The following is a 21,319-nucleotide window of genomic DNA, read 5'->3' as shown; positions in this document are numbered from 1 at the left end:
GTCCGCGGGCACAGTGACGTGCCACGCGTTTTCCGGCACAACGCGCGCCGATTGCCGGGAACGGAACGCTTGGTGCGAGAGTCTCTAACAGGGGGCGCAAATGGCGTATGAGGCGTACGGGAACGTACGACGCGAAACAGGAGTCCGAGCAGCACATGAGCGACGAGCCGCAGCCGCAGCAGCCGACCGAGGGCTGGGCACCGAGTGAACCACCGGGGGAGGCCACGATGCCCAAGCGGCCCAAGCGCACGGGCTGGCGGCGCCTGATCCCCACCTGGCGGACGGTGCTCGCCACCTTCGTCCTCGGCGTGCTCCTCCTCGTCGGCCTGTTCTACCTGGGCTACTCCACGGTCAAGATCCCCCCGGCCAACGCGCTCGCCACCAAGCAGTCCAACGTCTACCTCTACGCCGACGGCACCGAGATCGCCCGCGACGGCGAGATCAACCGGGAGAACGTCGACCTCTCCCAGATCTCCAAGGACGCCCAGCACGCCATCCTCGCCGCCGAGGACCGCGACTTCTACACCGAGTCCGCCGTCGACCCCAAGGCCATGCTGCGGGCCGGCTGGAACACCGCCACCGGCAAGGGCAAGCAGTCCGGCTCCACCATCACCCAGCAGTACGTCAAGAACTACTACCTCGCGCAGGAACAGACCGTCACCCGCAAGGTGAAGGAGTTCTTCATCGCGATCAAGCTGGACCGCGAGAAGTCCAAGGACGAGATCCTCGAGGGCTACCTCAACACCAGCTACTTCGGCCGCAACGCGTACGGCATCGAGGCCGCCGCCAAGGCCTACTACGGCATCGACGCCGTCGAACTGACCGCCGAACAGGGCGCGTACCTCGCCGCGCTCGTCAACGCGCCCAGCGAGTACGACGTGATCGCCCACCCCGAGAACAAGAAGGCCGCCGAGGCCCGCTGGAACTACGTCCTCGACGGCATGGTCACCAAGGGCTGGCTCACCGAGTCCAAGCGCGAGGGCATGAAGTTCCCCACGCCGAAGGAGACCTCGGGCGCCGCCACCGGCATGTCCGGGCAGCGCGGCTACCTCGTCAACGCCATCAAGGACTACCTCCTCGACAACAAGATCGTCACCTCGGACCAGCTCGACGCCGGCGGCTACCAGATCACGACCACCATCCAGAAGAAGAAGCAGAACGCCTTCGTCGACGCCGTCAACGACCAGTTGATGGACAAGCTCGACAAGAAGAACCGCAAGGTCGACACCTACGTCCGCGCGGGCGGCGCCGCCGTCGACCCCAAGACCGGCAAGATCCTCGCGATGTACGGCGGCATCGACTACATCAAGCAGTACACCAACAACGCCACCCGCCAGGACTTCCAGGTCGGCTCCACCTTCAAGCCGTTCGTCCTCACCTCGGCCGTCCAGAACGACTCCACCACCCAGGACGGCCGCACCATCACCCCGAACACGGTCTACGACGGCACCAACAGGCGCCCCGTCCAGGGCTGGAGCGGCGGCACCTACGCCCCCGAGAACGAGGACTACGTCAACTACGGCAACATCACCGTGCGCCAGGCCACCGACAAGTCGGTGAACTCCGTGTACGCGCAGATGGCCGTCGACGTCGGCCCCGCCAAGGTCAAGCGGACCGCGATCGCCCTGGGCCTGCCCACCGACACCCCCGACCTCCAGCCGTACCCGTCCATCGCGCTCGGCACCGCCACCGCCAGCGTCCTCGACATGGCCGAGGCGTACGCCACGCTCGCCAACCACGGCAAGCACGGCACGTACACGATCATCGAGAAGGTCACCAAGGACGGCAAGACGGTCCAGCTGCCCCAGCGCAAGACCGCCCAGGCCGTCAGCCGCGAGGCCGCCGACACCACGACCTCCGTGCTGCGGAGCGTCGTCAACAACGGCACCGCCACCGCCGCCCTCGCCGCCGGCCGCCCCGCCGCCGGCAAGACCGGCACCGCGGAGGAGGACCAGGCCGCCTGGTTCGCCGGCTACACCCCCGACCTCGCCACCGTCGTCGCCGTCATGGGCCAGGACCCGGAGACCGCCGCCCACAAGTCCCTCAAGGGCGCGATGGGCCTCGCCCGTATCAACGGCGGCGGCGCGCCCACCGAGATCTGGGCGCAGTTCACCAAGGAGGCCCTGAAGGGCACCGCGGCCCACGACTTCGACCTCGACGTCCAGGCCGGCTCCGCCGACACCGGTCTCCCCGTCACCCCGTCCTCCCCGGCCGCCACCCCGGGCGGCGACGAGACCGCCACCGGCGGCCAGGACGACCAGGGCCAGACACAGGGCCAGACCCAGGGGCAGACCGGCGGCGGCTCGACGGACGGCGGCTCCGCCACCTCGGGCACGGACTCCGGCGGCACCACCGACGCCGGCACCACCACGGGCACCGCCGACGGCGGCACGGGCGACGCCGGCACCACGACCGGCACGGGCGACGCGGGCACCACCACCGGCACCGGTGACGCGGGCACCACCACCGGCACCGGTGACACCGGCACCCCGGGCGGCTCACAGGGTACGACGACGGGGACGGGGACGCAGCTCACGACCCGCAGAGAGATCGGCTAGCGGGGAGCCGTATCAGTGGCCGCCGGTCGCCTTGAGTCCGATCACGGCGACCAGCAGCAGGGCGACGAAGAAGATCCGGGCGGCGGTGACGGGCTCCCCCAGCACCGCCATCCCGAGCACCGCCGCACCGGCCGCGCCGATGCCCACCCAGACGCCGTAGGCGGTACCGATGGGCAGGGAACGGGCGGCGTACGACAGCAGCAGCATGCTGGCGGCGATCCCGGCGCCGGTGAGCACACTGGGCACGAGCCGGGTGAAACCGTCGGTGTACTTCATACCGATCGACCAGCCGACCTCGAGCAGACCGGCGAGGACGAGCAGGACCCAGGCCATGGGGCACCTCCGAGACGCGAGCGTTCTGTCTTCACGGGTGCGTCGTCTTGTCGTCCATCCCGGTACGGCGCGTCTCGTCGGGCGCTCTCCACGCTAGCAAAGGAACGGCAAAAGGGGCTGGTGACGAGGGTCACCAGCCCCTTTCAGCCGCTGATCAGAGGTACAGGCCCGTCGTGTCCTCCGAGCCCTCGAACCGGTCCGCGGCCACGGCGTGCAGGTCGCGCTCGCGCATCAGCACATAGGCCACGCCCCGCACCTCCACCTCGGCCCGGTCCTCCGGGTCGTACAGGACCCGGTCGCCCGGCTCCACGGTCCGTACGTTCTGCCCCACGGCGACCACCTCCGCCCACGCCAGACGCCGGCCCACCGCCGCCGTCGCGGGGATCAGGATGCCGCCGCCGGAACGCCGCTCGCCCTCGCTCGTGTCCTGCCGTACGAGGACACGGTCGTGGAGCATCCGGATGGGAAGCTTGTCGTGCTGGGGACCGCTGTGGTCGCTTCTGTTACCGCTCACGACTCGAACCTACCTGCCTTCGCCGTACGGGAGGGCCGCAGGGTGCTCCGCGGGGGCGCGCCGCCGGGTGGACGTCACGACTTCCGGCGCCGACCGCTCAGGGCCAGCAGCCCGACCAGACCGACCACGACCAGCGCGACCGGCACGACCCGCTCCAGCCGAGGCGCGCCGTCCTCGTCCACGAATTGCGCCCTGACGTCCGTCACGACCCGGTTGACCTGGACGTATGCCTTGCCGAGGGTGTGGTCGACGTTGGCGACGACCTTCGCCTTGGCGTCTCCGACGATGGTCTTCGGGTGCACCCGCACCCCGATCTCGTCCAGCGTCTCGGCCAGCTTCGCACGGCGGGCCTTGATGTCCGCCTCGATCTGCGCCGGGGTTCTGGTGTCCGACGTGTCCGCCACGGTAGGGCCTCCGAAGTCAGCCGATACGTTGTTGCCGATACCTGTTCTGGACAGTCTGTCAGCTCTGCCCGTCGCCGCACTGTGTGGACCCCCGGTTACGCTGGTCCGATGAGCGAGCGACTCCAGCCCGGGGACGTGGCCCCCGCCTTCACCCTCCCCGACGCCGACGGCAACGAGGTGTCCCTGTCGGACCACCAGGGCCGCAAGGTCATCGTGTACTTCTACCCGGCGGCCCTGACCCCCGGTTGCACCAAGCAGGCCTGCGACTTCACCGACAACCTCGACCTCCTGGCCGGCGCCGGCTACGACGTCATCGGGATCTCCCCGGACAGCCCCGAGAAGCTGGGCAGGTTCCGCGACAAGGAGTCCCTCAAGGTCACCCTCCTGGCCGACCCCGAGAAGACCGCCCTCGACGCGTACGGCGCCTTCGGGGAGAAGAAGAACTACGGCAAGACCTACCTGGGCGTCATCCGCTCCACGATCGTGGTCGACGAGCAGGGCAAGGTCGAGCACGCCTTCTACAACGTCCGTGCGACGGGCCACGTGGCCAAGATCATCAAGGACCTGGGGATCTGAGGCTTCCCGTTCCCGCTGCCTGGCGGCCCGCGTCGGAGAACCCCGACGCGGGCCGCTTCACGTTCGGGGACTGGAGTGACGACCGGCGGGAGGACCTGCGGTTGTTGTGCCCTGACTGCCACGCGGTCACCAACCCCTGGTGCGGAGGAGGCAGCCGACAGCGAAGCGCCCGCAGCGACCAGTAGAGTGGGCAACGCTGAGGGCCCGTATCCCAGCTGGCAAGAGGATGCCGGTTTAGATCCGGTATGTCGTGGGTTCGAGTCCCACCGGGCCCACGCATAAGGCGAGCCCCGCACCTTCGATTCAAAGGTGCGGGGCTTGATCCTTAAGTCAGCCCAGCAGCTCCCGCACCACCGGCACCAACCCCCGGAACGCCTTGCCCCGGTGGCTGATCGCGTTCTTCTCGGTCGGTGACAGCTGTGCGCAGGTGCGGGTCTCGCCGTCCGGCTGGAGGATCGGGTCGTATCCGAAGCCGTTCGTGCCGGACGGGGTGTGGCGGAGGACGCCGCGCAGGCGGCCCTCGACCACGCGTTCCGTGCCGTCGGGGAGGGCCAGGGCGGCGGCGCAGGCGAAGTGGGCGCCGCGGTGTTCGTCGGCGATGTCGGAGAGCTGGGCGAGGAGGAGGTCCAGGTTGGCCTTGTCGTCGCCGTGGGTGCCGGACCAGCGGGCCGAGAAGATGCCGGGGGCGCCGCCCAGGACGTCCACGCAGAGGCCGGAGTCGTCGGCGACGGCCGGGAGGCCGGTGGCTCGGGCGAGGGCGTGGGCCTTGAGGAGGGCGTTCTCGGCGAACGTCACACCGGTTTCCTTGACGTCGGGGATCTCCGGGTAGGCGTCCGCGCCGACGAGGTCGTGCGGGAGACCTGCGTCGGCGAGGATCGACCTCAGTTCGGTGATCTTTCCGGCGTTGCGGGTGGCGAGGATCAGGCGGGTCATGCTCCCAGTATCCCGAGTCACGCCACCCGGCCGTTACGGCGTGCAGACCTTCGTCAGTTCGCCCGCCGCGTCCGTGACCGGGCTGAGGTCGGGGGTGTTGTCGCCGTTCTCCACCGCCGTACGGACGTTGGTGACGGCCTTGCTCAGGTCGTCGACCGCCTTGTTGACGTCGGCGTTGTCCGTCTTGTCGCCTATCTTGTCGAGGTCGCTCTCGATGGAGGTGAGGGACTCGTCGAGCTGCGTCGGGTCGTTGGAGGCGTTCTCCACGGCCTGCTGGAGGTCGGTGACGCTGTCGGCGATGGCGTCGGCGGTCTGGACGCAGTCCAGGGCCTTGTTGACGGCGTCGCAGCCGGTCACCGTGAAGCCCAGGGTGAGAGCGACGGCCGCCGTGGCCGCGGCGATGGCGGTACGGCGGGCTCGGCCCCGGTGTCGGCGGCTCGCGGACATGGCCATGACGGTGTTCCTCCCCGTTGGTGCGGTGCGTATTGCCCAAGACGCCGTGGCGCGCGGTGGGGTTGCCACCGCGCACCCTGTCTCTTGGTTCGCCCTTTACTTCCCTTTACTTTTCGAGGACGGTATCAAGTGCCGCGCGCTGCAGGGCGGTCAGTTCCTTGCAGCCGGAGACGGCGAGGTCCAGCAGGGAGTTGAGTTCCTCGCGGGCGAAGGGTTCGGCCTCGGCGGTGCCCTGGACCTCGACGAAGCGGCCGTCGCCGGTGCAGACGACGTTCATGTCGGTCTCGGCCTTGACGTCCTCCTCGTAGCGGAGGTCGAGCAGGGGGACACCGCCGACGATGCCGACGGAGACGGCGGAGACCGTGCCGGTGAGGGGCTGGCGGCCGGCCCGGATCAGCTTCCGGCCCTGGGCCCAGGTGATGGCGTCGGCGAGGGCGACGTAGGCGCCGGTGATGGCCGCGGTACGGGTGCCGCCGTCGGCCTGGAGGACGTCGCAGTCGAGGACGACGGTGTTCTCGCCGAGTGCCTTGTAGTCGATGACGGCGCGCAGGGAGCGGCCGATGAGGCGGGAGATCTCGTGGGTGCGGCCGCCGATCCGGCCGCGGACGGACTCCCGGTCGCCGCGGGTGTTGGTGGCGCGGGGGAGCATGGAGTACTCGGCGGTGACCCAGCCCTCGCCGCTGCCCTTGCGCCAGCGGGGGACGCCTTCGGTGACGGAGGCGGTGCAGAAGACCTTGGTGTCGCCGAAGGAGATGAGGACGGAGCCTTCTGCGTGCTTGCTCCAGCCGCGTTCGATGGTGACGGGGCGGAGCTGTTCGGGGGTGCGGCCGTCGATGCGTGACATGGCGCCGAGCCTAGTCGTAGCGCGGGAAGGGGCTTCTCCCGCGGTGGGAGAAGCCCCTTACAGGTGACGCGGGGCGGTCACATCATGTCTTCGATCTCCGCGGCGATCGGGTCGGCGTCGGTGCCGATGACGACCTGGATGGCGGTGCCCATCTTGACGACGCCGTGGGCGCCGGCGGCCTTGAGGGCGGCGTCGTCGACCAGTGAGGCGTCCGAGACCTCGGTGCGGAGACGGGTGATGCAGCCCTCGATCTCCTCGATGTTGTCGATGCCGCCGAGTCCGGCGACGATCTTCTCTGCCTTGGTGGCCATGTCGGTCTCCTCACGCACAGTTGGCCCAGCTTCGCGAGCGATTGTGTCGTGCGTACCGAAGGATGACGTCACAGCAACCCAATCGTCGGTAACTGGTCTACACCACATGACAGGCGGTCGCCAACCCATGAGTTCCGACAATGAGGTGAGCGTCGCCCGGGAACGACGGCAGCGCGTGTTCCAGGGGCTGCAGAAGATGGGGCGCAGTCTGCAGTTGCCGATCGCGGTGCTGCCGGCGGCGGGCATCCTCAACCGGCTGGGGCAGCCTGATGTGTTCGGGGCGGACGGGCTCGGGTGGACGGACGTCTCGAAGGTGATGGCGGGGGCGGGCGGGGCCCTGCTCAACCCGGAGCTGGGGCTGCCGCTGCTGTTCTGTGTGGGGGTGGCCATCGGGATGGCGCGGAAGGCGGACGGGTCGACGGCGCTGGCGGCGGTGGCGGGGTTCCTCGTCTACTACAACGTGCTGCGGCAGTTCCCGGAGGACTGTCCGAGCGGGTCGAAGGCGATTGCGAACATCGGCTGCCAGGCGACCGTGGACCAGACCGTGGTGGCGTTCACGTACGAGAATCCGGGGGTGTTCGGCGGGATCGTGATGGGGCTGCTGTCGGCGTTCTTCTGGCAGCGGTACCACCGGACGAAGCTGGTGGACTGGCTGGGGTTCTTCAACGGCCGGCGGCTGGTGCCGATCATCATGTCGTTCGTGGCCATCGCGTTCGCGGCGCTGTGTCTGTGGGTGTGGCCGCCGATCGGTGACGGGCTGGAGAGCTTCAGCGACTGGCTGGACGGGCTGGGTTCGTGGGGCGCGGGGGTGTTCGGGGTCGCGAACCGGGCGCTGCTGGTGATCGGGCTGCACCAGTTCCTGAACGTGCCCATCTGGTTCCAGTTCGGCAGTTACACCAAGCCGGACGGGACGGTGGTGCACGGTGACATCAACATGTTCCTGGCGGGGGATCCGGACGCCGGTCAGTTCACCTCGGGGTTCTTCCCGATCATGATGTTCGCGCTGCCGGCCGCCGCGCTCGCCATCACGCACACGGCCCGTCCGGAGCGCCGCAAGGAGGTCGGGGGGCTGATGCTGTCGGTCGCGCTGACCTCGTTCGTCACGGGGATCACCGAGCCGATCGAGTACTCGTTCCTGTTCGTCGCGCCGTTGCTGTACGCGGTGCACGCGCTGCTGACGGGGGCGTCGATGGCGGTGACGTGGGGGCTCGGGGTGCACGACGGGTTCAGCTTCTCGGCCGGGCTGATCGACTACGTCATCAACTGGAATCTGGCGACCAGGCCGTGGGCGATCATCCCGATCGGGCTGTGCTTCGCGGCGCTCTACTACGGGGTCTTCCGGTTCGCGATCACCCGGTTCGACCTGAAAACGCCGGGCCGGGAGCGTGAGGAAGAGCACGAAGACGTCACGAAGGCATAGCCCGCGCGCAGCGGGTTCCTTATCCCTTCTTCATCTGCTACAACATGGTCTACACCACTGAGTGGTGTAGACCATCACCCAGATGGAGGAACCATGACCACCGCCACCGCGCCATCGGCGGCTCCCGCGAAGAAGCGGGGATCCGGCCTGCTCCAGGGCCTTCAGAAGGTCGGCCGCAGCCTTCAGCTCCCCATCGCCGTGCTCCCGGCGGCGGGCATCCTGCTCCGCCTCGGCCAGACGGACGTGCAAGACAAGCTCCACCTGCCCGACAAGGTCACGGCGGTGTTCGGCACGGCCGGCGGCGCCATCTTCGACAACCTCCCGATGCTGTTCTGCATCGGCGTCGCCATCGGTTTCGCCAAGAAGGCGGACGGCTCGACGGCCCTCGCCGCGCTGGTGGGCTTCCTGGTCTACAGCAATGTGCTGAAGGCGTTCCCGGTCACCGAGGCGAAGGTCCAGGCGGGCGCCGACATAGCCGCGACCTACAACAACCCGGGTGTCCTCGGCGGCATCCTGATGGGTCTGCTGTCGGCCGTGCTGTGGCAGCGGTACCACCGCAAGAAGCTGGTCGACTGGCTCGGCTTCTTCAACGGCCGCCGACTGGTGCCGATCATCATGGCGTTCGTCGGCACGCTCATGGGTGTCTTCTTCGGCCTGGTCTGGAAGCCGATCGGCGAGGGCATCTCGGACGTCGGCGAGTGGATCACCGGTCTCGGTGCCTTCGGTGCCGCGCTGTTCGGCCTGATCAACCGCGCGCTGATCCCGGTCGGCATGCACCAGTTCGTGAACTCGGTCGCCTGGTTCCAGCTCGGTGACTTCAAGGAGGCCTCCGGCGACATCGTCCACGGCGACCTCACCCGCTTCTTCGCCGGGGACCCGACCGCCGGCCAGTTCATGTCGGGCTTCTTCCCGATCATGATGTTCGGTCTGCCGGCCGCCGCGCTCGCCATCGCCCACACCGCCCGTCCGGAGCGCCGCAAGGCCGTGCTGGGCATGATGATCTCGGTCGCGCTGACCTCGTTCGTGACCGGCGTGACCGAGCCGATCGAGTTCTCGTTCATGTTCATCGCCCCGCTGCTGTACGCCATCCACGCGGTGCTCACCGCCCTGTCGATGGCGGTCACCTGGGCGCTCGGCGTGCACACCGGCTTCACCTTCTCGGCGGGCTTCATCGACTACGCCCTGAACTGGAACCTGGCCACCAAGCCGTGGCTGATCATCCCGATCGGTCTGGTCTTCGGCGCGATCTACTACTTCGTGTTCCGCTTCGCGATCACCAAGTTCAACCTCCCCACCCCGGGCCGCGAGCCCGAGGAGGAGATCGAGGACATCACGAAGGCATAGCCCCGCCGCGCACGAGGAAGGCCCCGGAGCAGTGTGCTCCGGGGCCTTCGCGCATGCCGTGCGCCTGAACCTCGTACGGCCTCGGTGCCGGTACCGGTCTAGATCTCGTACGACACCCTCGGCGCCGCCAGGTCCACCGGGCCGTCGTAGACCGCGCGGGCGTCGGCGAGGTTGACCCGGGGGTCGGTCCACGGCGGAATGTGGGTCAGCACGAGCTTCCGCGCGCCGGCCCGGGCCGCGATCTCGCCGGCCTCACGGCCGTTGAGGTGGAGGTCGGGGATGTTCTCCTTGCCGTGCGTGAAGGCGGCCTCGCACAGGAAGAGGTCGGTGTCGCGGGCGAGGTCCACCAGGACCGGGGTCGCGCCCGTGTCGCCGGAGTACGTCAGGGACTTCCCGCCGTGTTCGACACGGATGCCGTACGCCTCGACGGGGTGGGCCACGCGTTCGGTGTGCACGGTGAACGGGCCGATGTCGAAGGTGGACGGTTTGACCGTGTGGAAGTCGAAGACCTCGCTCATCGAGGAGGCGGAGGGGGTGTCGGCGTAGGCCGTGGTCAGGCGGTGTTCGGTGCCTTCGGGGCCGTAGACCGGGATGGGGTCGCAGCGCCCGCCGTCGTGGCGGTAGTAGCGCGCGACGAAATAGGCGCACATGTCGATGCAGTGGTCGGCGTGCAGATGGCTCAGGAAGATCGCGTCGAGGTCGTAGAGACCGCAGTGGCGCTGCAGCTCGCCGAGGGCGCCGTTGCCCATGTCGAGAAGCAGCCTGTAGCCGTCGGCCTCGACGAGGTAGCTCGAGCAGGCCGATTCCGCGGACGGGAACGACCCCGAGCAGCCGACGACGGTGAGCTTCATAAAGCAGAAACCTCCGCTGGCGGGATATGAAGAGATTCGAGGGATACGGGGCGACGGGGGTCGTGCGGTTTGTCGAGCGTAAGGCGCGAAACCTCGGGTCGCTCCTCCACCAGGGGCTGTTGTGGGCGAACTCACCTGTGCTGTCACCGGTTCGGCTGGACCAGGGGTGTGCGGGGCGCGACCGAGGGCGCGCAATGTCGTGCGCGCGCCGGTAACGTCGTCCCCCGGACACGTCGGGGTGGCCGGCGGTCACCTCACCCGGACGGTGACGGTCCATTCCTGGATGCCCTTGCAGGAGACCTGGCTCGGTCCGGAGGGCGTGGCGCACAGGGGGCGGGTGGCGCTGAGGCGGGCCGTGCCGGCCGCGGCCGCGTCGTAGGCGGCGAGGGCGTCGCCGGGCAGGACGACGATGCCCGCGTTGGTGGCCTTCAGCACGTCGTCGCCCTTGACGGCGACGGCCGACCAGGGGCGTTCCTTCGTGCCGTCGAGGTTCAGCCGGAGCTGTCCGCCGACGGTCACGCAGAAGGTGCGGCCGTCGTCGGCGGTGGTGAGCTCGGCGGGCGGGGCCGCGCAGTCCTCGTCGGTGGCGGCCGGCGAGCTGGGCGGGGGCGCCGAGGAACGCGGGGGCGCCGCGGCGCCGTCGCTGTCGGTGCCGCATCCGGCGAAGGCGAGGATGAGCACCGTGAGGGCGAGGGCGGTGGTGCGGGTCGTACGGCGCATGGGGGCCTCCTTTCTCCCCCTTCGACGTACCACCCGTACGTCCGGATCCGTGCCGGACGTACGGGTGATGTCGGGACCGGCTCAGCCGGTGGTGACGGCGGTGTCGTCGAGGACGAAGCTCGTCTGGAGGCTGGAGTCCTCGACGCCGCTGAACTTCAGCGTGACCGTGGAGCCCGCGTAGGAGGACAGGTCGAGGGACTTCTGGGTGTAGCCGGTGGCGGCGTTGAGGTTGGAGTAGGTGGCCAGGGTGGTCGAGCCCGCCGTGACGGTCAGCTTGTCGTACGCCGTGCCGGTGGAGGTCTCGGCGGTGTCGATGTGCAGGTAGAAGGTGAAGGCGGCCTTGCAGCCGCTCGGGACGGTCACCGACTGGGAGAGGGTGTCGGTGTGCGAGGAGCCGTAGCCGTCGAGCCAGGCGTAAAAGGAGCCGGCGTGCGCGGACTCGCCGCTGGAGTTGGTGATCACGCCGCTCGACGCGGTCCAGGTCGTGTTGCCCGACTCGAAGCCGGGGTTGCCGAGCAGTTGGGCGGAGGCGCAGGTGCCGCTCGAGGAACCGACGGTCCAGGTGAAGGAGGTGGAGCCGGTGGCGCCCGTGCTGTCGGTCGCCGTCACGGTGACCTGGTACGTCCCGGCGGTGGACGCCGTGCCGGAGATCTTGCCGGTGGAGCTCGCGATGGACAGGCCGGTCGGCAGACCTGACGCGCTGTAGGTGAGGGTGGCGCCCGCGCTGTCGGCGGCGCCGATCTGGAGGCTGACGGAGCTTCCGGTGGTGGTGGACTGGCTGCCGGGGTTGGTGACGGTCACCGTGTTGCCGGTGCTGGTGCCGGAGGTGAAGGCGGTGGTGCCGTTGGGGGTGCCCCAGCCGGTCGGGCCGTCGTAGCCGGTGGTGGCGGTGCAGAAGTACGAGGTGGAGCAGGAGCCGTTGCTGCCGCTGGTGACGTCGTACATGTTGCCGGTGTGGGAGTAGGGGTACTTCGCCGGGTAGTCACTGGAGCCCGGGGTGCCGGCGAGGGCGTAGACACCGGCGATGATCGGGGCGGAGGCGCTGGTGCCGCCGTAGACCGCCCAGCCGGAGCCGCCGTAGGTGTCGTAGACCGCGACGCCGGTGGCGGGGTCGGCGACGGCGGAGACGTCCGCCTCCATGCGCTTGGAGCAGCCGGTGTCGGTCTGCCAGCTCGGCTTGGCGTCGTACGAGGAGCAGCCGGAGCCGGTGCCCTCGGTGCTGGAGGTCTTCCACACGGACTCGGTCCAGCCGCGCGAGCCGGAGGACGTCGTCAGGGCGGTGCCGCCGACGGCGGTGACGTACTGGGAGGTGGCCGGGTACTCGGCGCCGTAGCCGGAGTCGCCCGCGCTGACCGTGATGGCGACGCCGGGGTGCTTGAAGTAGGAGGTGTCCTCGCTGGTCTGGGAGGAGGACTCGTCGCCGCCCCAGCTGTTGGAGACGAACTTGGCGCCGAGGGCGACGGCCTCGTTCTCGGCGGTGCCGAGGTCGGCGTCGGTGGCGGAGTTCGCCTCGACGAGGGTGATGTTGCAGTTGGGGCAGACGGCGCTGACCATGTCGATGTCGAGCGCCTCCTCGCCGGCCCAGCCGCTGTCGTTGGTGGGCAGCGAGGTGGTGGAGCCGGTCTGGCTGACCTGCTTGAAGCAGCCGTTGGCCTTGGTGCAGGCGGACAGGCCGTAGGTGGAGCGGTAGGTGGCGAGGTCGGACTCGGCGTTGGGGTCGTTGTAGGCGTCGACGACGGCGACGGTCAGTCCGGAGCCGCCGGTGGAGGGCAGGTTGTAGGCGCTGTGCAGGTTGGCGGGGCTGAGACCGGAGGGGGCGGCGGCCGCGGCGGCGAGCGCGGTGGCGAGGCGCTGCTTGATGTCGGTGCGGCGCTGGGCGAAGCAGGCGGCGTGGCCGGGGGCGGGGTCGCCGCAGAGGTGGGTGGTGGGGACCTTCTGGCCCGCGGTGCCGGTGGAGTGGAAGGTCTGGCGGTCGGGGGCGGTGAGGGCCTTGGCGTTCTGGGTGGTGCGGGAGGTGTGCGCCACCGCCTGGGCGTCGGCCGTGGGGGCGGCGAGGAGGCCGGCCACGGTGAGGGTGAGGGCGGGGACGGCGACGCTCAGGAGTCTTCGCAGGCGTGATGCACGCATGGGTACTGCCTCCATCGGGAGTGGGGTTCTCGTATGGGTGCAGGCACGTGACGCGCGTAGCGGCGGAGGGAGGCGCGGTCATGGGCATGACACTCAGGGGGATGGATGGGACTGCGGGCAGAACGTAGCCCCGCCGGACCGGTTACCGGCAGTACCCCCGGGCCTTCTTTGCCGCCCCATAGGCAGCGTTTAGCCCCCTCATAGGAGGGGGCTGGCGCGTGGTTGATGAGCCCTATGCCCAGAGCTGACCCTGGAGCGTCTCGATGGCCTCCTCGGTGGTGGCCGCCGTGTAGACGCCCGTCGAGAGGTACTTCCAGCCGCCGTCCGCGACGACGAACACGATGTCGGCGCTCTCCCCCGCCTTGACGGCCTTCTTCCCGACGCCGATCGCGGCGTGCAGCGCGGCGCCCGTGGAGACGCCGGCGAAGATGCCCTCCTGCTGGAGGAGTTCCCGGGTGCGGGTCACGGCGTCCGCCGAGCCGACCGAGAAGCGGGTGGTGAGGACGGAGGCGTCGTACAGCTCCGGTACGAAGCCCTCGTCGAGGTTGCGCAGGCCGTACACCAGGTCGTCGTAGCGCGGCTCGGCGGCGACGATCCTCACGTCCGGCTTGTGCTCGCGCAGATAGCGGCCGACGCCCATCAGGGTGCCGGTGGTGCCGAGGCCCGCCACGAAGTGGGTGACGGAGGGCAGGTCGGCGAGGATCTCCGGGCCGGTCGTCGCGTAGTGGGCGCCGGCGTTGTCCGGGTTGCCGTACTGGTAGAGCATCACCCAGTCGGGGTGCTCGGCGGCGAGCTCCTTGGCGACGCGCACGGCGGTGTTGGAGCCGCCCGCGGCCGGCGAGGAGATGATCTCGGCGCCCCACATGGCGAGCAGGTCCCGGCGCTCCTGCGAGGTGTTCTCGGGCATCACGCACACCATGCGGTAGCCCTTGAGCCTGGCGGCCATGGCGAGGGAGATGCCGGTGTTGCCGCTCGTCGGCTCCAGGATGGTGCAGCCGGGGGTGAGCCGGCCGTCCTTCTCCGCCTGCTCAACCATGTGCAGGGCGGGGCGGTCCTTGACCGAGCCGGTGGGGTTGCGGTCCTCCAGCTTGGCCCAGATACGGACGTCGGCGGACGGCGACAGCCGCGGCAGGCGCACCAGAGGGGTGTTGCCCACCGCGGCCAGCGGGGAGTCGTAACGCATGCCGGGTCTGCCGGCCTAGGCCATGCCGCCGGCCACGGCCGGCAGGATCGTCACGGTGTCGCCGTCGGACAGCTTGGTGTTGATGCCGTCGACGAAGCGGACGTCCTCGTCGTTCAGGTAGACGTTGACGAAGCGGCGCAGCTTGCCGTCGTCCACGATCCGGGCGTGGATGCCCGCGTGCCGGGTCTCGAGGTCGTTGAACAGGTCGGCGAGGGTGTCACCGCTGCCCTCCACCGCCTTCTGACCGTCGGTGTACTGGCGGAGGATGGTCGGGATGCGGACCTCGATGGCCATGGCTCAGGGCTCCTGTCGGAAGGAAGGTGTGGGCAGCGCGGGAGACGTGCGTGATGAGACGGGGCCGCGGCTCACGGCCGTACGGCGGCAGGAATCGCGTCAACAGATGGCGCTGGCTAGCCTGCACAGGTCGACGTGCAGCCGCGCCACGAGCAGTGCGCCCGGCGTCTTCTCGCTCACGTCGTTCAAAACCATGGGCTCATCGTATCGATTCCCGTCCCGGCTTCCGGAATGTGATCCCACATGATGGACGGAATCGGGCCGGGGAGTGAGACCGGTCCGGTGGTGGTGCGACGTCTTCGAGCGAGGGGCGTCGGTGGAGGACGATCAGTAGCCCTCGACGATCCGGACCTCCTCCTCCGTCACCTCGCCCTCGACGATGCGGAAGGAGCGGAACTGGAAGTCGCCGAGGCCGTCGGTGTCGCGGGTGGAGACGAGGACGTAGTGCGCGCCCGGCTCGTTGGCGTAGGAGATGTCCGTGCGGGAGGGGCGGGCCTCGGTGGCGGTGTGGGAGTGGTAGATGACCACCGGCTCCTCGTCGCGGTCGTCCATCTCGCGGTAGAGCTTGAACAGGTCACCGGAGTCGAACTCGTAGAACGTGGGCGACATGGCCGCGTTCAGCATGGGGATGAAGCGCTCGGGGCGGTCGGAGCCGGCCGGCCCGGCGACGACGCCGCACGCCTCGTCGGGGTGGTCCTTGCGCGCGTGGGCGACGATCTGGTCGACGAGGGCCTGGGTGATGGTCAGCATGGTGGTCAGGATAAGCAGACGGGCCGTCCCGTACCGAGGTGCGGTACGGGACGGCCCATATGCCGGACGTCCTGAGCGGCGGCCGCGGCGGGGCGCCACGAGTGCCCCGTGCGGCCGGACGTCCCGGGGTGGCCTCAGCCGGTCTTCTCCAGCTGGGGCTCGCGGCGGCTCGTGACCTCCGGGTTGCGGCCCTTGAGGACCATCCAGCCGATGCCGAGGGCGGCGGCCCAGCCGGCCATCACGTACAGGCAGATACGGGAGTCGGCGTCGTAGGCGATCAGACAGGTGACGAAGAGCAGGAAGACGATGGCCACCCAGCTGAACTTCGCGCCGCCCGGTGCCGGGAAGGCGGAGGCGGGCAGCCGGCCCGCGTCGACCGCGCGGCGGTAGAGGACGTGGCTGACCAGGATCATCAGCCAGGTCCAGATGCCGGCCGCGGTGGCGACGGAGGTGACGTAGGCGAAGGCCTTCTCCGGGACGACGTAGTTCAGGACGACGCCGATGCCCATGAAGAGGACCGAGACCGTGATGCCGAAGGCCGGGGTCTTGGTGGAGGACAGCCTGCGGAAGGCGGCCGGGGCCTCACCGCTGTCGGCGAGGGTGCGCAGCATGCGGCCGGTGGAGTACATGCCCGAGTTGCAGGAGGACAGGGCCGCGGTGAGGACGACGAAGTTGACGATGCCGGCGCCGGCCGGGATGCCGATCTTCGCGAAGGCCTCGACGAAGGGCGAGACGCCGGGGGCGAACTCGGTCCACTTCACCACGCAGAGGATGACGGTGAGCGCGCCGACGTAGAAGAGCGCGATGCGCCAGGGGAGGGTGTTGATCGCCTTCGGGAGCGTCTTCTCCGGGTCCTCGGACTCGCCCGCCGTGACACCGACCAGCTCGACCGCGAGGTAGGCGAACATGACGCCCTGCAGGGTCATCAGGGAGGAGCCGATGCCCTTGGGGAAGAAGCCGTCGAACTGGTAGAGGTTCGCGACGGACGCGGTGTCGCCGGCGCTGCTGAAGCCGAAGGTGAGCACCCCGAGGCCGATGACGATCATGCCGATCAGGGCGGTCACCTTGACCATCGAGAACCAGAACTCCAGCTCGCCGAAGAGCTTCACGGAGATCAGGTTGACCCCGAAGAGGATCACCAGGAAGACCAGGGCGGTCACCCATTGCGGGACGGCCGGGAACCAGTAGTTGACGTAGATCGCGGCAGCCGTCAGCTCGGCCATGCCGGTGACGACCCACATCAGCCAGTACGTCCAGCCGGTGAAGTAGCCGAAGAACGGGCCGAGGAACTCGCGGGAGTACTCCGCGAAGGAGCCCGAGACCGGGCGGTACAGCAGCAGCTCGCCGAGCGCCCGCATGATGAAGAAGACGATCGCGCCGGCGAGGGCGTACATGAGGATGAGGCTGGGACCGGCCTTGGCGATGTTGGCGCCGGCTCCCAGGAAGAGGCCGACGCCGATGGCGCCGCCGATCGCGATCATCTGGACCTGGCGGCTGCCGAGCCCGCGCTCGTATCCCTCTTCGGGCGCCTGGTCGGTGCCGTTCTTCTCCGTGTCGACCTGAGCGGAGGTCATGGTGTGTGATGCGCCTTTCTCCATGCCGACCCGGGCCTCTCTTCGGCCTCGGACCGGGTTTCGATCCCCCCGGATGATGGAGCGAGCGGGCTCGGAGTCCCCCGAACCCGCTGAGCCTGGCCGACGATGGTCGGCTCGGTGGCGCACCCGGACGAACATTCGGGTGGTGTTCGCCGGGCGGTCGTGAAGATTTATCACGGCCGTAACAGCGATCACCTCGGGATCATGTGGCGCACGACACGAGAAGAAGCGGATGAACGCGACACAAAGAGGACACTCCCGGCCGTCGCGGTGACGCGATCGTTATCCGGATTTGAGCGTCCTCTGAGCGAACACGAGAGGGGGGTGTTTCAGGGCATAAGGGTCGAGACGAGGGTCTCCTGGAGGCCGCCCAGCCACAGGTACGCCATCACCATCGGCTTGCGCGGGTCCTCGTCCGGCAGCCCGTAGAGGACGTCGGCGTCGTCCTCGTCGCCGATCTCCAGCCGGGCCCCGATCGCCAGCCGCAGGTCGTTGAGCGCGCCGAGCCACTGCCGGGACTCCGCCGGCACCAGTTCGAGCACCGCGCCGCCCTCGCCGGCCGCCTCGGAGGCGAGCGCGTCCAGCGTGCGGACCACGGCGAGGGCGTTCTCGCGCTTGCCGGCCCTGAGGTCGTTCTCGGTGTAGCGGCGGAACTCGGCGGAGTGCGCCCTCTGCTCCTCCGCCCGCTTCGGCGCCGGGGTGCCCTCGGGGTCGGTGTAGGCGTCCGGGAAGAGCCGCCGGAGCACCGGATCGGAGGGGGGCTCGCTGGGACCCTCGGCGAAGAGCTCGGCGAGCGGGTCGTCGGGGGCGTCCTCGGCGGGGCCGGGGCCGATCAGCTCCAGGAGCTGGACGGCCAGCGACCGGATGATCGAGATCTCGACGTCGTCGAGCGCGACGGCCGCGCCGCCGCCGGGGAGCGGTTCGAAGTGTCCAGGCATCAGTGAGGAGGCTACTTCCGGTCCTGCTGGAGGGTGGCCCACAGTCCGTAGCCGTGCATGGCCTGCACGTCGCGTTCCATCTCCTCGCGAGAACCGCTGGAGACGACCGCCCGGCCCTTGTGGTGGACGTCGAGCATGAGCTTGGTGGCCTTGTCCTTGGAGTAGCCGAAGTACGTCTGGAAGACGTACGTCACATAGCTCATCAGGTTGACCGGGTCGTTGTGGACGATCGTGACCCAGGGGACGTCCGGCTCGGGGACGGCGAAGACCTCCTCCGCCGATTCGGTGCGTTCGATCTCAAGGGGAGCGGGTGACGTCACAAGGCCCATGCTGCCACGGCCGCCTTAAATCGTCACACTGACGCAAAGGGGTGTAGCATCTGTTGCCATGAACACAGCGGACCTTGGGCTGCCGGTCGACGTTCCCTCTACGGCGCTCTTCACGGACCAGTACGAGCTGACCATGCTGCAGGCCGCCCTGAAGGCCGGCACGGCCGAGCGGCGCAGCGTGTTCGAGGTCTTCACCCGGCGGTTGCCCGAGGGGCGGCGCTACGGCGTCGTCGCGGGCACCGGGCGGGTCCTGGACGCCGTCGAGAACTTCCGCTTCGACAACGGTGTCCTGCGCTTCCTGCGCCAGCGCTCCATCGTCGACGACGAGACCCTCGACTGGCTGGCCGCCTACCGCTTCTCGGGTGACATCTGGGGCTATCCGGAGGGCGAGGTCTACTTCCCCGGCTCGCCGATCATGCGGGTCGAGGGCTCCTTCGCCGAGTGCGTGCTGCTGGAGACGGTGATCCTCTCCATCCTCAACCACGACTCCGCGATCGCCGCCGCCGCCTCCCGGATGTCCTCGGCCGCGGGCCCCCGCCCGCTGATCGAGATGGGGGCCCGCCGCACCCATGAGCTCGCCGCGGTCGCCGCCAGCCGCGCCGCGTACGTCGGCGGCTTCACCTCGACCTCCGACCTGGCCGCCGGCTTCCGCTACGGCATCCCGACGGTGGGCACCAGCGCCCACGCCTTCACCCTGCTGCACGACACCGAGCGGGACGCCTTCCGCGCCCAGGTGGACTCGCTCGGCGGCGGCACCACCCTGCTCGTCGACACCTACGACGTCACCGAGGCCGTACGGACGGCGGTCGACGTGGCCGGCCCCGAGCTGGGCGCGGTCCGCATCGACTCCGGCGACCTGCTCCTCGTCGCCCACCGGGTGCGCCAGCAGCTGGACGCCCTGGGCGCCACGGACACGCGGATCATCGTCACCTCCGACCTCGACGAGTACGCCATCGCCTCCCTGGCGGCGGCGCCCGTGGACGCGTACGGCGTCGGTACGCAGCTCGTGACCGGGTCCGGGCATCCGACCTGCTCGATGGTGTACAAGCTGGTCGCGCGCGCCGAGTCCGCCGAACCGAAGGCCCCGCTGGTGCCGGTCGCCAAGCGGTCGACCGGCGGCAAGACGTCCATCGGCGGCCGCAAGTGGGCGGCGCGGCGGCTGGACGCGGACGGGGTCGCCGAGGCGGAGGTGGTGGGCACCGGCGCGGTGCCCGCCGAGCTGGCGGACCGGCAACTGCTGGTGGAGCTGGTCAAGGACGGCGCCGTGGTCGGCCGCGAGCCCCTGGACGCCGTACGGGACCGGCACACGGCCGCCCGCGCCAATCTGCCCCTGTCCGCCACCCAGCTCTCCCGGGGCGAGCCGGTGCTGGCGACCGAGTACGTCCAGGACCGGTAGGACGGTAGGACCAGTAGGACCGCCGACGGTGACGGGGCCCCGGGCAGCGGGGCCCTGTTGCCGGGCGCGGAAAATCTCTAGGCTTGCTTACTTCACCCCATGTCGACTTCACCGATAGTCGAAGGACACCGACCATGCGCCGCGCCTTGATCGTCGTAGACGTGCAGAACGACTTCTGCGAGGGGGGCAGCCTCGCGGTGGCCGGGGGTGCCGACGTCGCCGCCGCGATCACCGAGCTGATCGGACAGGCCCCCGCCGGGTACCGGCACGTCGTGGCCACCCGTGACCACCACATCGCGCCCGGCGGCCACTTCGCCGACAACCCCGACTACGTCCGCTCCTGGCCCGCGCACTGCGTCGCCGGCACGGAGGGCGTCGGCTTCCACCCGAACTTCGCCCCGGCGGTCGCCTCCGGCAGCATCGACGCCGTCTTCGACAAGGGTGCCTACGCGGCCGCGTACAGCGGCTTCGAGGGCGCCGACGAGAACGGCGTGAAGCTGGGCGACTGGCTGCGGTCCCGGCAGATCGACGAGGTCGACGTCGTCGGGATCGCGACCGACCACTGCGTACGGGCCACCGCCCTGGACGCGGCCCGGGAGGGCTTCCGTACGACGGTCCTGCTCGACCTGACCGCCGGGGTGGCCCAGGAGACCACCGAACGGGCGATCGAGGAGCTGCGGGCGGCCGGCGTGGAACTGTCGGGGAAGCCGGTCGTCGCCTGACGCCGATCGGTCAGGTCCGGCCTGTTTCGACCTGTCCTGCGAAGGCGGGACTCTCCCCGACTGGTCCAGCTTCACGTCCCCGCCCCCGCCGGACGCCCAGGGAGCCCACACCCCCACGGGCCCGTCGAGGGAGGCAGCCGACGGCGCGTCGAGCCCCTCGGCGACGGTGAGGGTGAGCAGCTCCTCCTCCGGGCCCGGCACGGCCTCCCGCCACTCCCCCATGGTCCGCAGCCGCTCAGCGACGGGCTCGGGCTCCCCGACAGCTACGGCCGGCCGGCGGTGTGGCGCACCAGGGACCGGATCGGGCGCCACAGCTCCATCGCGGCTCCACCGTGACCGGGGTCGGGCGCGACGCGCCATATCAGGCCGTCCGGGTGGTGGAGTACGGCCGTGATCTCGTCCGGGGTCGGAGGTGCCGCGTTGCCGCGCAGGTAGACGGCGCGCAGGCCGAGGTTGCGGAGCCTGGTCAGGGCCCGGGCGCGGTTCTGGGCGTGGACGAGGAAGCGGACGGCTGCGTCCGGGTCCCCGGCGGTCGGGCTGGGCAGGTTCAGGGCCACCACGACCCTGCCGTTCGGCAGCTTGCAGAAGCCTCCTGCGGCCATGCGGTCACACCCCCGTGCGAGTCGGTGTCGAGGTCGGCGTCAATAACGGAGTCACAGGAGGCACCTAAACACGACCGGCGGCAACCCGCCAAGGGGTTGCCGCCGATACGCTTCTGACCTGC

24 protein-coding genes, 1 tRNA gene and 1 riboswitch are annotated in these 21,319 nt (G+C 69.7%); of the genes, 7 read left to right on the top strand and 18 right to left on the bottom strand.

Features of this window, described 5'->3' with window-relative positions:
- Nucleotides 1-155 precede the first annotated feature (155 nt).
- Nucleotides 156-2,558, top strand: a complete 2,403-nt coding sequence (locus OG852_RS29810) for a transglycosylase domain-containing protein (RefSeq protein ID WP_133915027.1) — start codon at nucleotides 156-158, stop codon at nucleotides 2,556-2,558.
- Nucleotides 2,559-2,570: 12 nt separating this feature from the next.
- Here OG852_RS29810 and OG852_RS29805 read toward each other — a convergent pair whose 3' ends face one another.
- The 3 genes from OG852_RS29805 to OG852_RS29795 form a co-directional block, all read right to left on the bottom strand.
- Nucleotides 2,571-2,891 (bottom strand): DMT family transporter, encoded by a 321-nt coding sequence (locus OG852_RS29805; RefSeq protein WP_133915026.1) that lies wholly within the window; start codon nucleotides 2,889-2,891, stop codon nucleotides 2,571-2,573.
- A gap of 36 nt (nucleotides 2,892-2,927) precedes the next feature.
- A riboswitch (guanidine-III (ykkC-III) riboswitch) is annotated at nucleotides 2,928-2,994 on the bottom strand.
- A 51-nt stretch (nucleotides 2,995-3,045) separates the two neighbouring features.
- A complete protein-coding gene (locus OG852_RS29800; protein ID WP_162252535.1) occupies nucleotides 3,046-3,348 on the bottom strand; it encodes a GroES family chaperonin in 303 nt (100 codons plus the stop codon).
- A gap of 131 nt (nucleotides 3,349-3,479) precedes the next feature.
- Entirely contained in the window at nucleotides 3,480-3,809 is a 330-nt protein-coding gene (locus OG852_RS29795) for a DUF3618 domain-containing protein (RefSeq protein ID WP_133915025.1), read from the bottom strand.
- Between the two features lie 108 nt (nucleotides 3,810-3,917).
- On the opposite strand from OG852_RS29795, the gene bcp reads away from it, so the two are divergent.
- The gene (bcp, locus tag OG852_RS29790) at nucleotides 3,918-4,385 is read left to right on the top strand and encodes a thioredoxin-dependent thiol peroxidase (RefSeq protein WP_133915024.1); all 468 of its coding nucleotides are present in this window, start codon (nucleotides 3,918-3,920) and stop codon (nucleotides 4,383-4,385) included.
- 200 nt (nucleotides 4,386-4,585) lie between these two features.
- Nucleotides 4,586-4,660 (top strand) — tRNA-Leu (locus OG852_RS29780).
- Between the two features lie 55 nt (nucleotides 4,661-4,715).
- Here OG852_RS29780 and rdgB read toward each other — a convergent pair.
- From rdgB to OG852_RS29760, 4 genes are all read right to left on the bottom strand, one after another.
- Entirely contained in the window at nucleotides 4,716-5,318 is a 603-nt protein-coding gene (gene rdgB, locus OG852_RS29775) for an RdgB/HAM1 family non-canonical purine NTP pyrophosphatase (protein ID WP_133915023.1), read from the bottom strand.
- A gap of 33 nt (nucleotides 5,319-5,351) precedes the next feature.
- Entirely contained in the window at nucleotides 5,352-5,765 is a 414-nt protein-coding gene (locus tag OG852_RS29770; protein ID WP_133915121.1) for a hypothetical protein, read from the bottom strand.
- Nucleotides 5,766-5,877: 112 nt separating this feature from the next.
- Nucleotides 5,878-6,615: a ribonuclease PH gene (gene rph / locus OG852_RS29765; RefSeq protein WP_133915022.1), complete on the bottom strand. Its 738-nt coding sequence runs from the start codon at nucleotides 6,613-6,615 to the stop codon at nucleotides 5,878-5,880.
- Between the two features lie 77 nt (nucleotides 6,616-6,692).
- Nucleotides 6,693-6,926: a glucose PTS transporter subunit EIIB gene (locus tag OG852_RS29760; protein ID WP_133915021.1), complete on the bottom strand. Its 234-nt coding sequence runs from the start codon at nucleotides 6,924-6,926 to the stop codon at nucleotides 6,693-6,695.
- A 127-nt stretch (nucleotides 6,927-7,053) separates the two neighbouring features.
- Here OG852_RS29760 and OG852_RS29755 point away from each other — a divergent pair, with 127 nt between their 5' ends.
- Both OG852_RS29755 and OG852_RS29750 read left to right on the top strand, forming a co-directional pair.
- Entirely contained in the window at nucleotides 7,054-8,346 is a 1,293-nt protein-coding gene (locus tag OG852_RS29755; RefSeq protein ID WP_133915020.1) for a PTS transporter subunit EIIC, read from the top strand.
- Nucleotides 8,347-8,439: 93 nt separating this feature from the next.
- Nucleotides 8,440-9,690, top strand: a complete 1,251-nt coding sequence (locus OG852_RS29750; protein WP_133915019.1) for a PTS transporter subunit EIIC — start codon at nucleotides 8,440-8,442, stop codon at nucleotides 9,688-9,690.
- Between the two features lie 98 nt (nucleotides 9,691-9,788).
- Here the strand turns inward: OG852_RS29750 and OG852_RS29745 are convergent, their stop codons facing one another.
- The 10 genes from OG852_RS29745 to clpS all read right to left on the bottom strand — a co-directional run bounded on the left by OG852_RS29745 (nucleotide 9,789) and on the right by clpS (nucleotide 18,477).
- Nucleotides 9,789-10,541 carry an MBL fold metallo-hydrolase gene (locus OG852_RS29745; protein WP_133915018.1) on the bottom strand — a complete coding sequence of 251 codons (753 nt, stop codon included), beginning with the start codon at nucleotides 10,539-10,541 and terminating at the stop codon, nucleotides 9,789-9,791.
- Between the two features lie 249 nt (nucleotides 10,542-10,790).
- Nucleotides 10,791-11,261: a hypothetical protein gene (locus OG852_RS29740; RefSeq protein ID WP_133915017.1), complete on the bottom strand. Its 471-nt coding sequence runs from the start codon at nucleotides 11,259-11,261 to the stop codon at nucleotides 10,791-10,793.
- Between the two features lie 81 nt (nucleotides 11,262-11,342).
- Nucleotides 11,343-13,388, bottom strand: a complete 2,046-nt coding sequence (locus tag OG852_RS29735) for a putative Ig domain-containing protein (RefSeq protein ID WP_443064578.1) — start codon at nucleotides 13,386-13,388, stop codon at nucleotides 11,343-11,345.
- Nucleotides 13,389-13,620: 232 nt separating this feature from the next.
- The gene (locus OG852_RS29730) at nucleotides 13,621-14,571 is read right to left on the bottom strand and encodes a PLP-dependent cysteine synthase family protein (RefSeq protein ID WP_133915015.1); all 951 of its coding nucleotides are present in this window, start codon (nucleotides 14,569-14,571) and stop codon (nucleotides 13,621-13,623) included.
- Between the two features lie 15 nt (nucleotides 14,572-14,586).
- Nucleotides 14,587-14,865, bottom strand: coding sequence for a MoaD/ThiS family protein (locus tag OG852_RS29725; RefSeq protein WP_046732596.1), 279 nt, complete (start codon nucleotides 14,863-14,865; stop codon nucleotides 14,587-14,589).
- A 99-nt stretch (nucleotides 14,866-14,964) separates the two neighbouring features.
- The gene (locus OG852_RS29720) at nucleotides 14,965-15,060 is read right to left on the bottom strand and encodes a putative leader peptide (protein WP_020132206.1); all 96 of its coding nucleotides are present in this window, start codon (nucleotides 15,058-15,060) and stop codon (nucleotides 14,965-14,967) included.
- Between the two features lie 132 nt (nucleotides 15,061-15,192).
- Nucleotides 15,193-15,615: a Mov34/MPN/PAD-1 family protein gene (locus OG852_RS29715; RefSeq protein ID WP_133915013.1), complete on the bottom strand. Its 423-nt coding sequence runs from the start codon at nucleotides 15,613-15,615 to the stop codon at nucleotides 15,193-15,195.
- Nucleotides 15,616-15,749: 134 nt separating this feature from the next.
- Complete coding sequence (locus tag OG852_RS29710; protein WP_330349485.1) at nucleotides 15,750-17,189, bottom strand: amino acid permease; 1,440 nt, start codon at nucleotides 17,187-17,189, stop codon at nucleotides 15,750-15,752.
- 350 nt (nucleotides 17,190-17,539) lie between these two features.
- Nucleotides 17,540-18,148: a DUF2017 domain-containing protein gene (locus tag OG852_RS29705; protein WP_133915011.1), complete on the bottom strand. Its 609-nt coding sequence runs from the start codon at nucleotides 18,146-18,148 to the stop codon at nucleotides 17,540-17,542.
- An 11-nt stretch (nucleotides 18,149-18,159) separates the two neighbouring features.
- Complete coding sequence (clpS, locus tag OG852_RS29700) at nucleotides 18,160-18,477, bottom strand: ATP-dependent Clp protease adapter ClpS (protein WP_327320744.1); 318 nt, start codon at nucleotides 18,475-18,477, stop codon at nucleotides 18,160-18,162.
- A 58-nt stretch (nucleotides 18,478-18,535) separates the two neighbouring features.
- Here clpS and OG852_RS29695 point away from each other — a divergent pair, with 58 nt between their 5' ends.
- Together OG852_RS29695 and OG852_RS29690 are read left to right on the top strand one after the other, a co-directional pair.
- Nucleotides 18,536-19,873: a nicotinate phosphoribosyltransferase gene (locus OG852_RS29695; RefSeq protein ID WP_133915009.1), complete on the top strand. Its 1,338-nt coding sequence runs from the start codon at nucleotides 18,536-18,538 to the stop codon at nucleotides 19,871-19,873.
- A 134-nt stretch (nucleotides 19,874-20,007) separates the two neighbouring features.
- Entirely contained in the window at nucleotides 20,008-20,595 is a 588-nt protein-coding gene (locus OG852_RS29690; protein WP_133915008.1) for an isochorismatase family protein, read from the top strand.
- A 263-nt stretch (nucleotides 20,596-20,858) separates the two neighbouring features.
- Here the strand turns inward: OG852_RS29690 and OG852_RS29685 are convergent, their stop codons facing one another.
- Nucleotides 20,859-21,197: a hypothetical protein gene (locus OG852_RS29685; RefSeq protein WP_133915007.1), complete on the bottom strand. Its 339-nt coding sequence runs from the start codon at nucleotides 21,195-21,197 to the stop codon at nucleotides 20,859-20,861.
- Between the last annotated feature and the right edge of the window lie 122 nt (nucleotides 21,198-21,319).

The organism is Streptomyces sp. NBC_00582 (genome assembly GCF_036345155.1).
Classification (GTDB): Bacteria; Actinomycetota; Actinomycetes; order Streptomycetales; family Streptomycetaceae; genus Streptomyces.
This window is presented reverse-complemented; position numbering and strand designations above follow the sequence as displayed.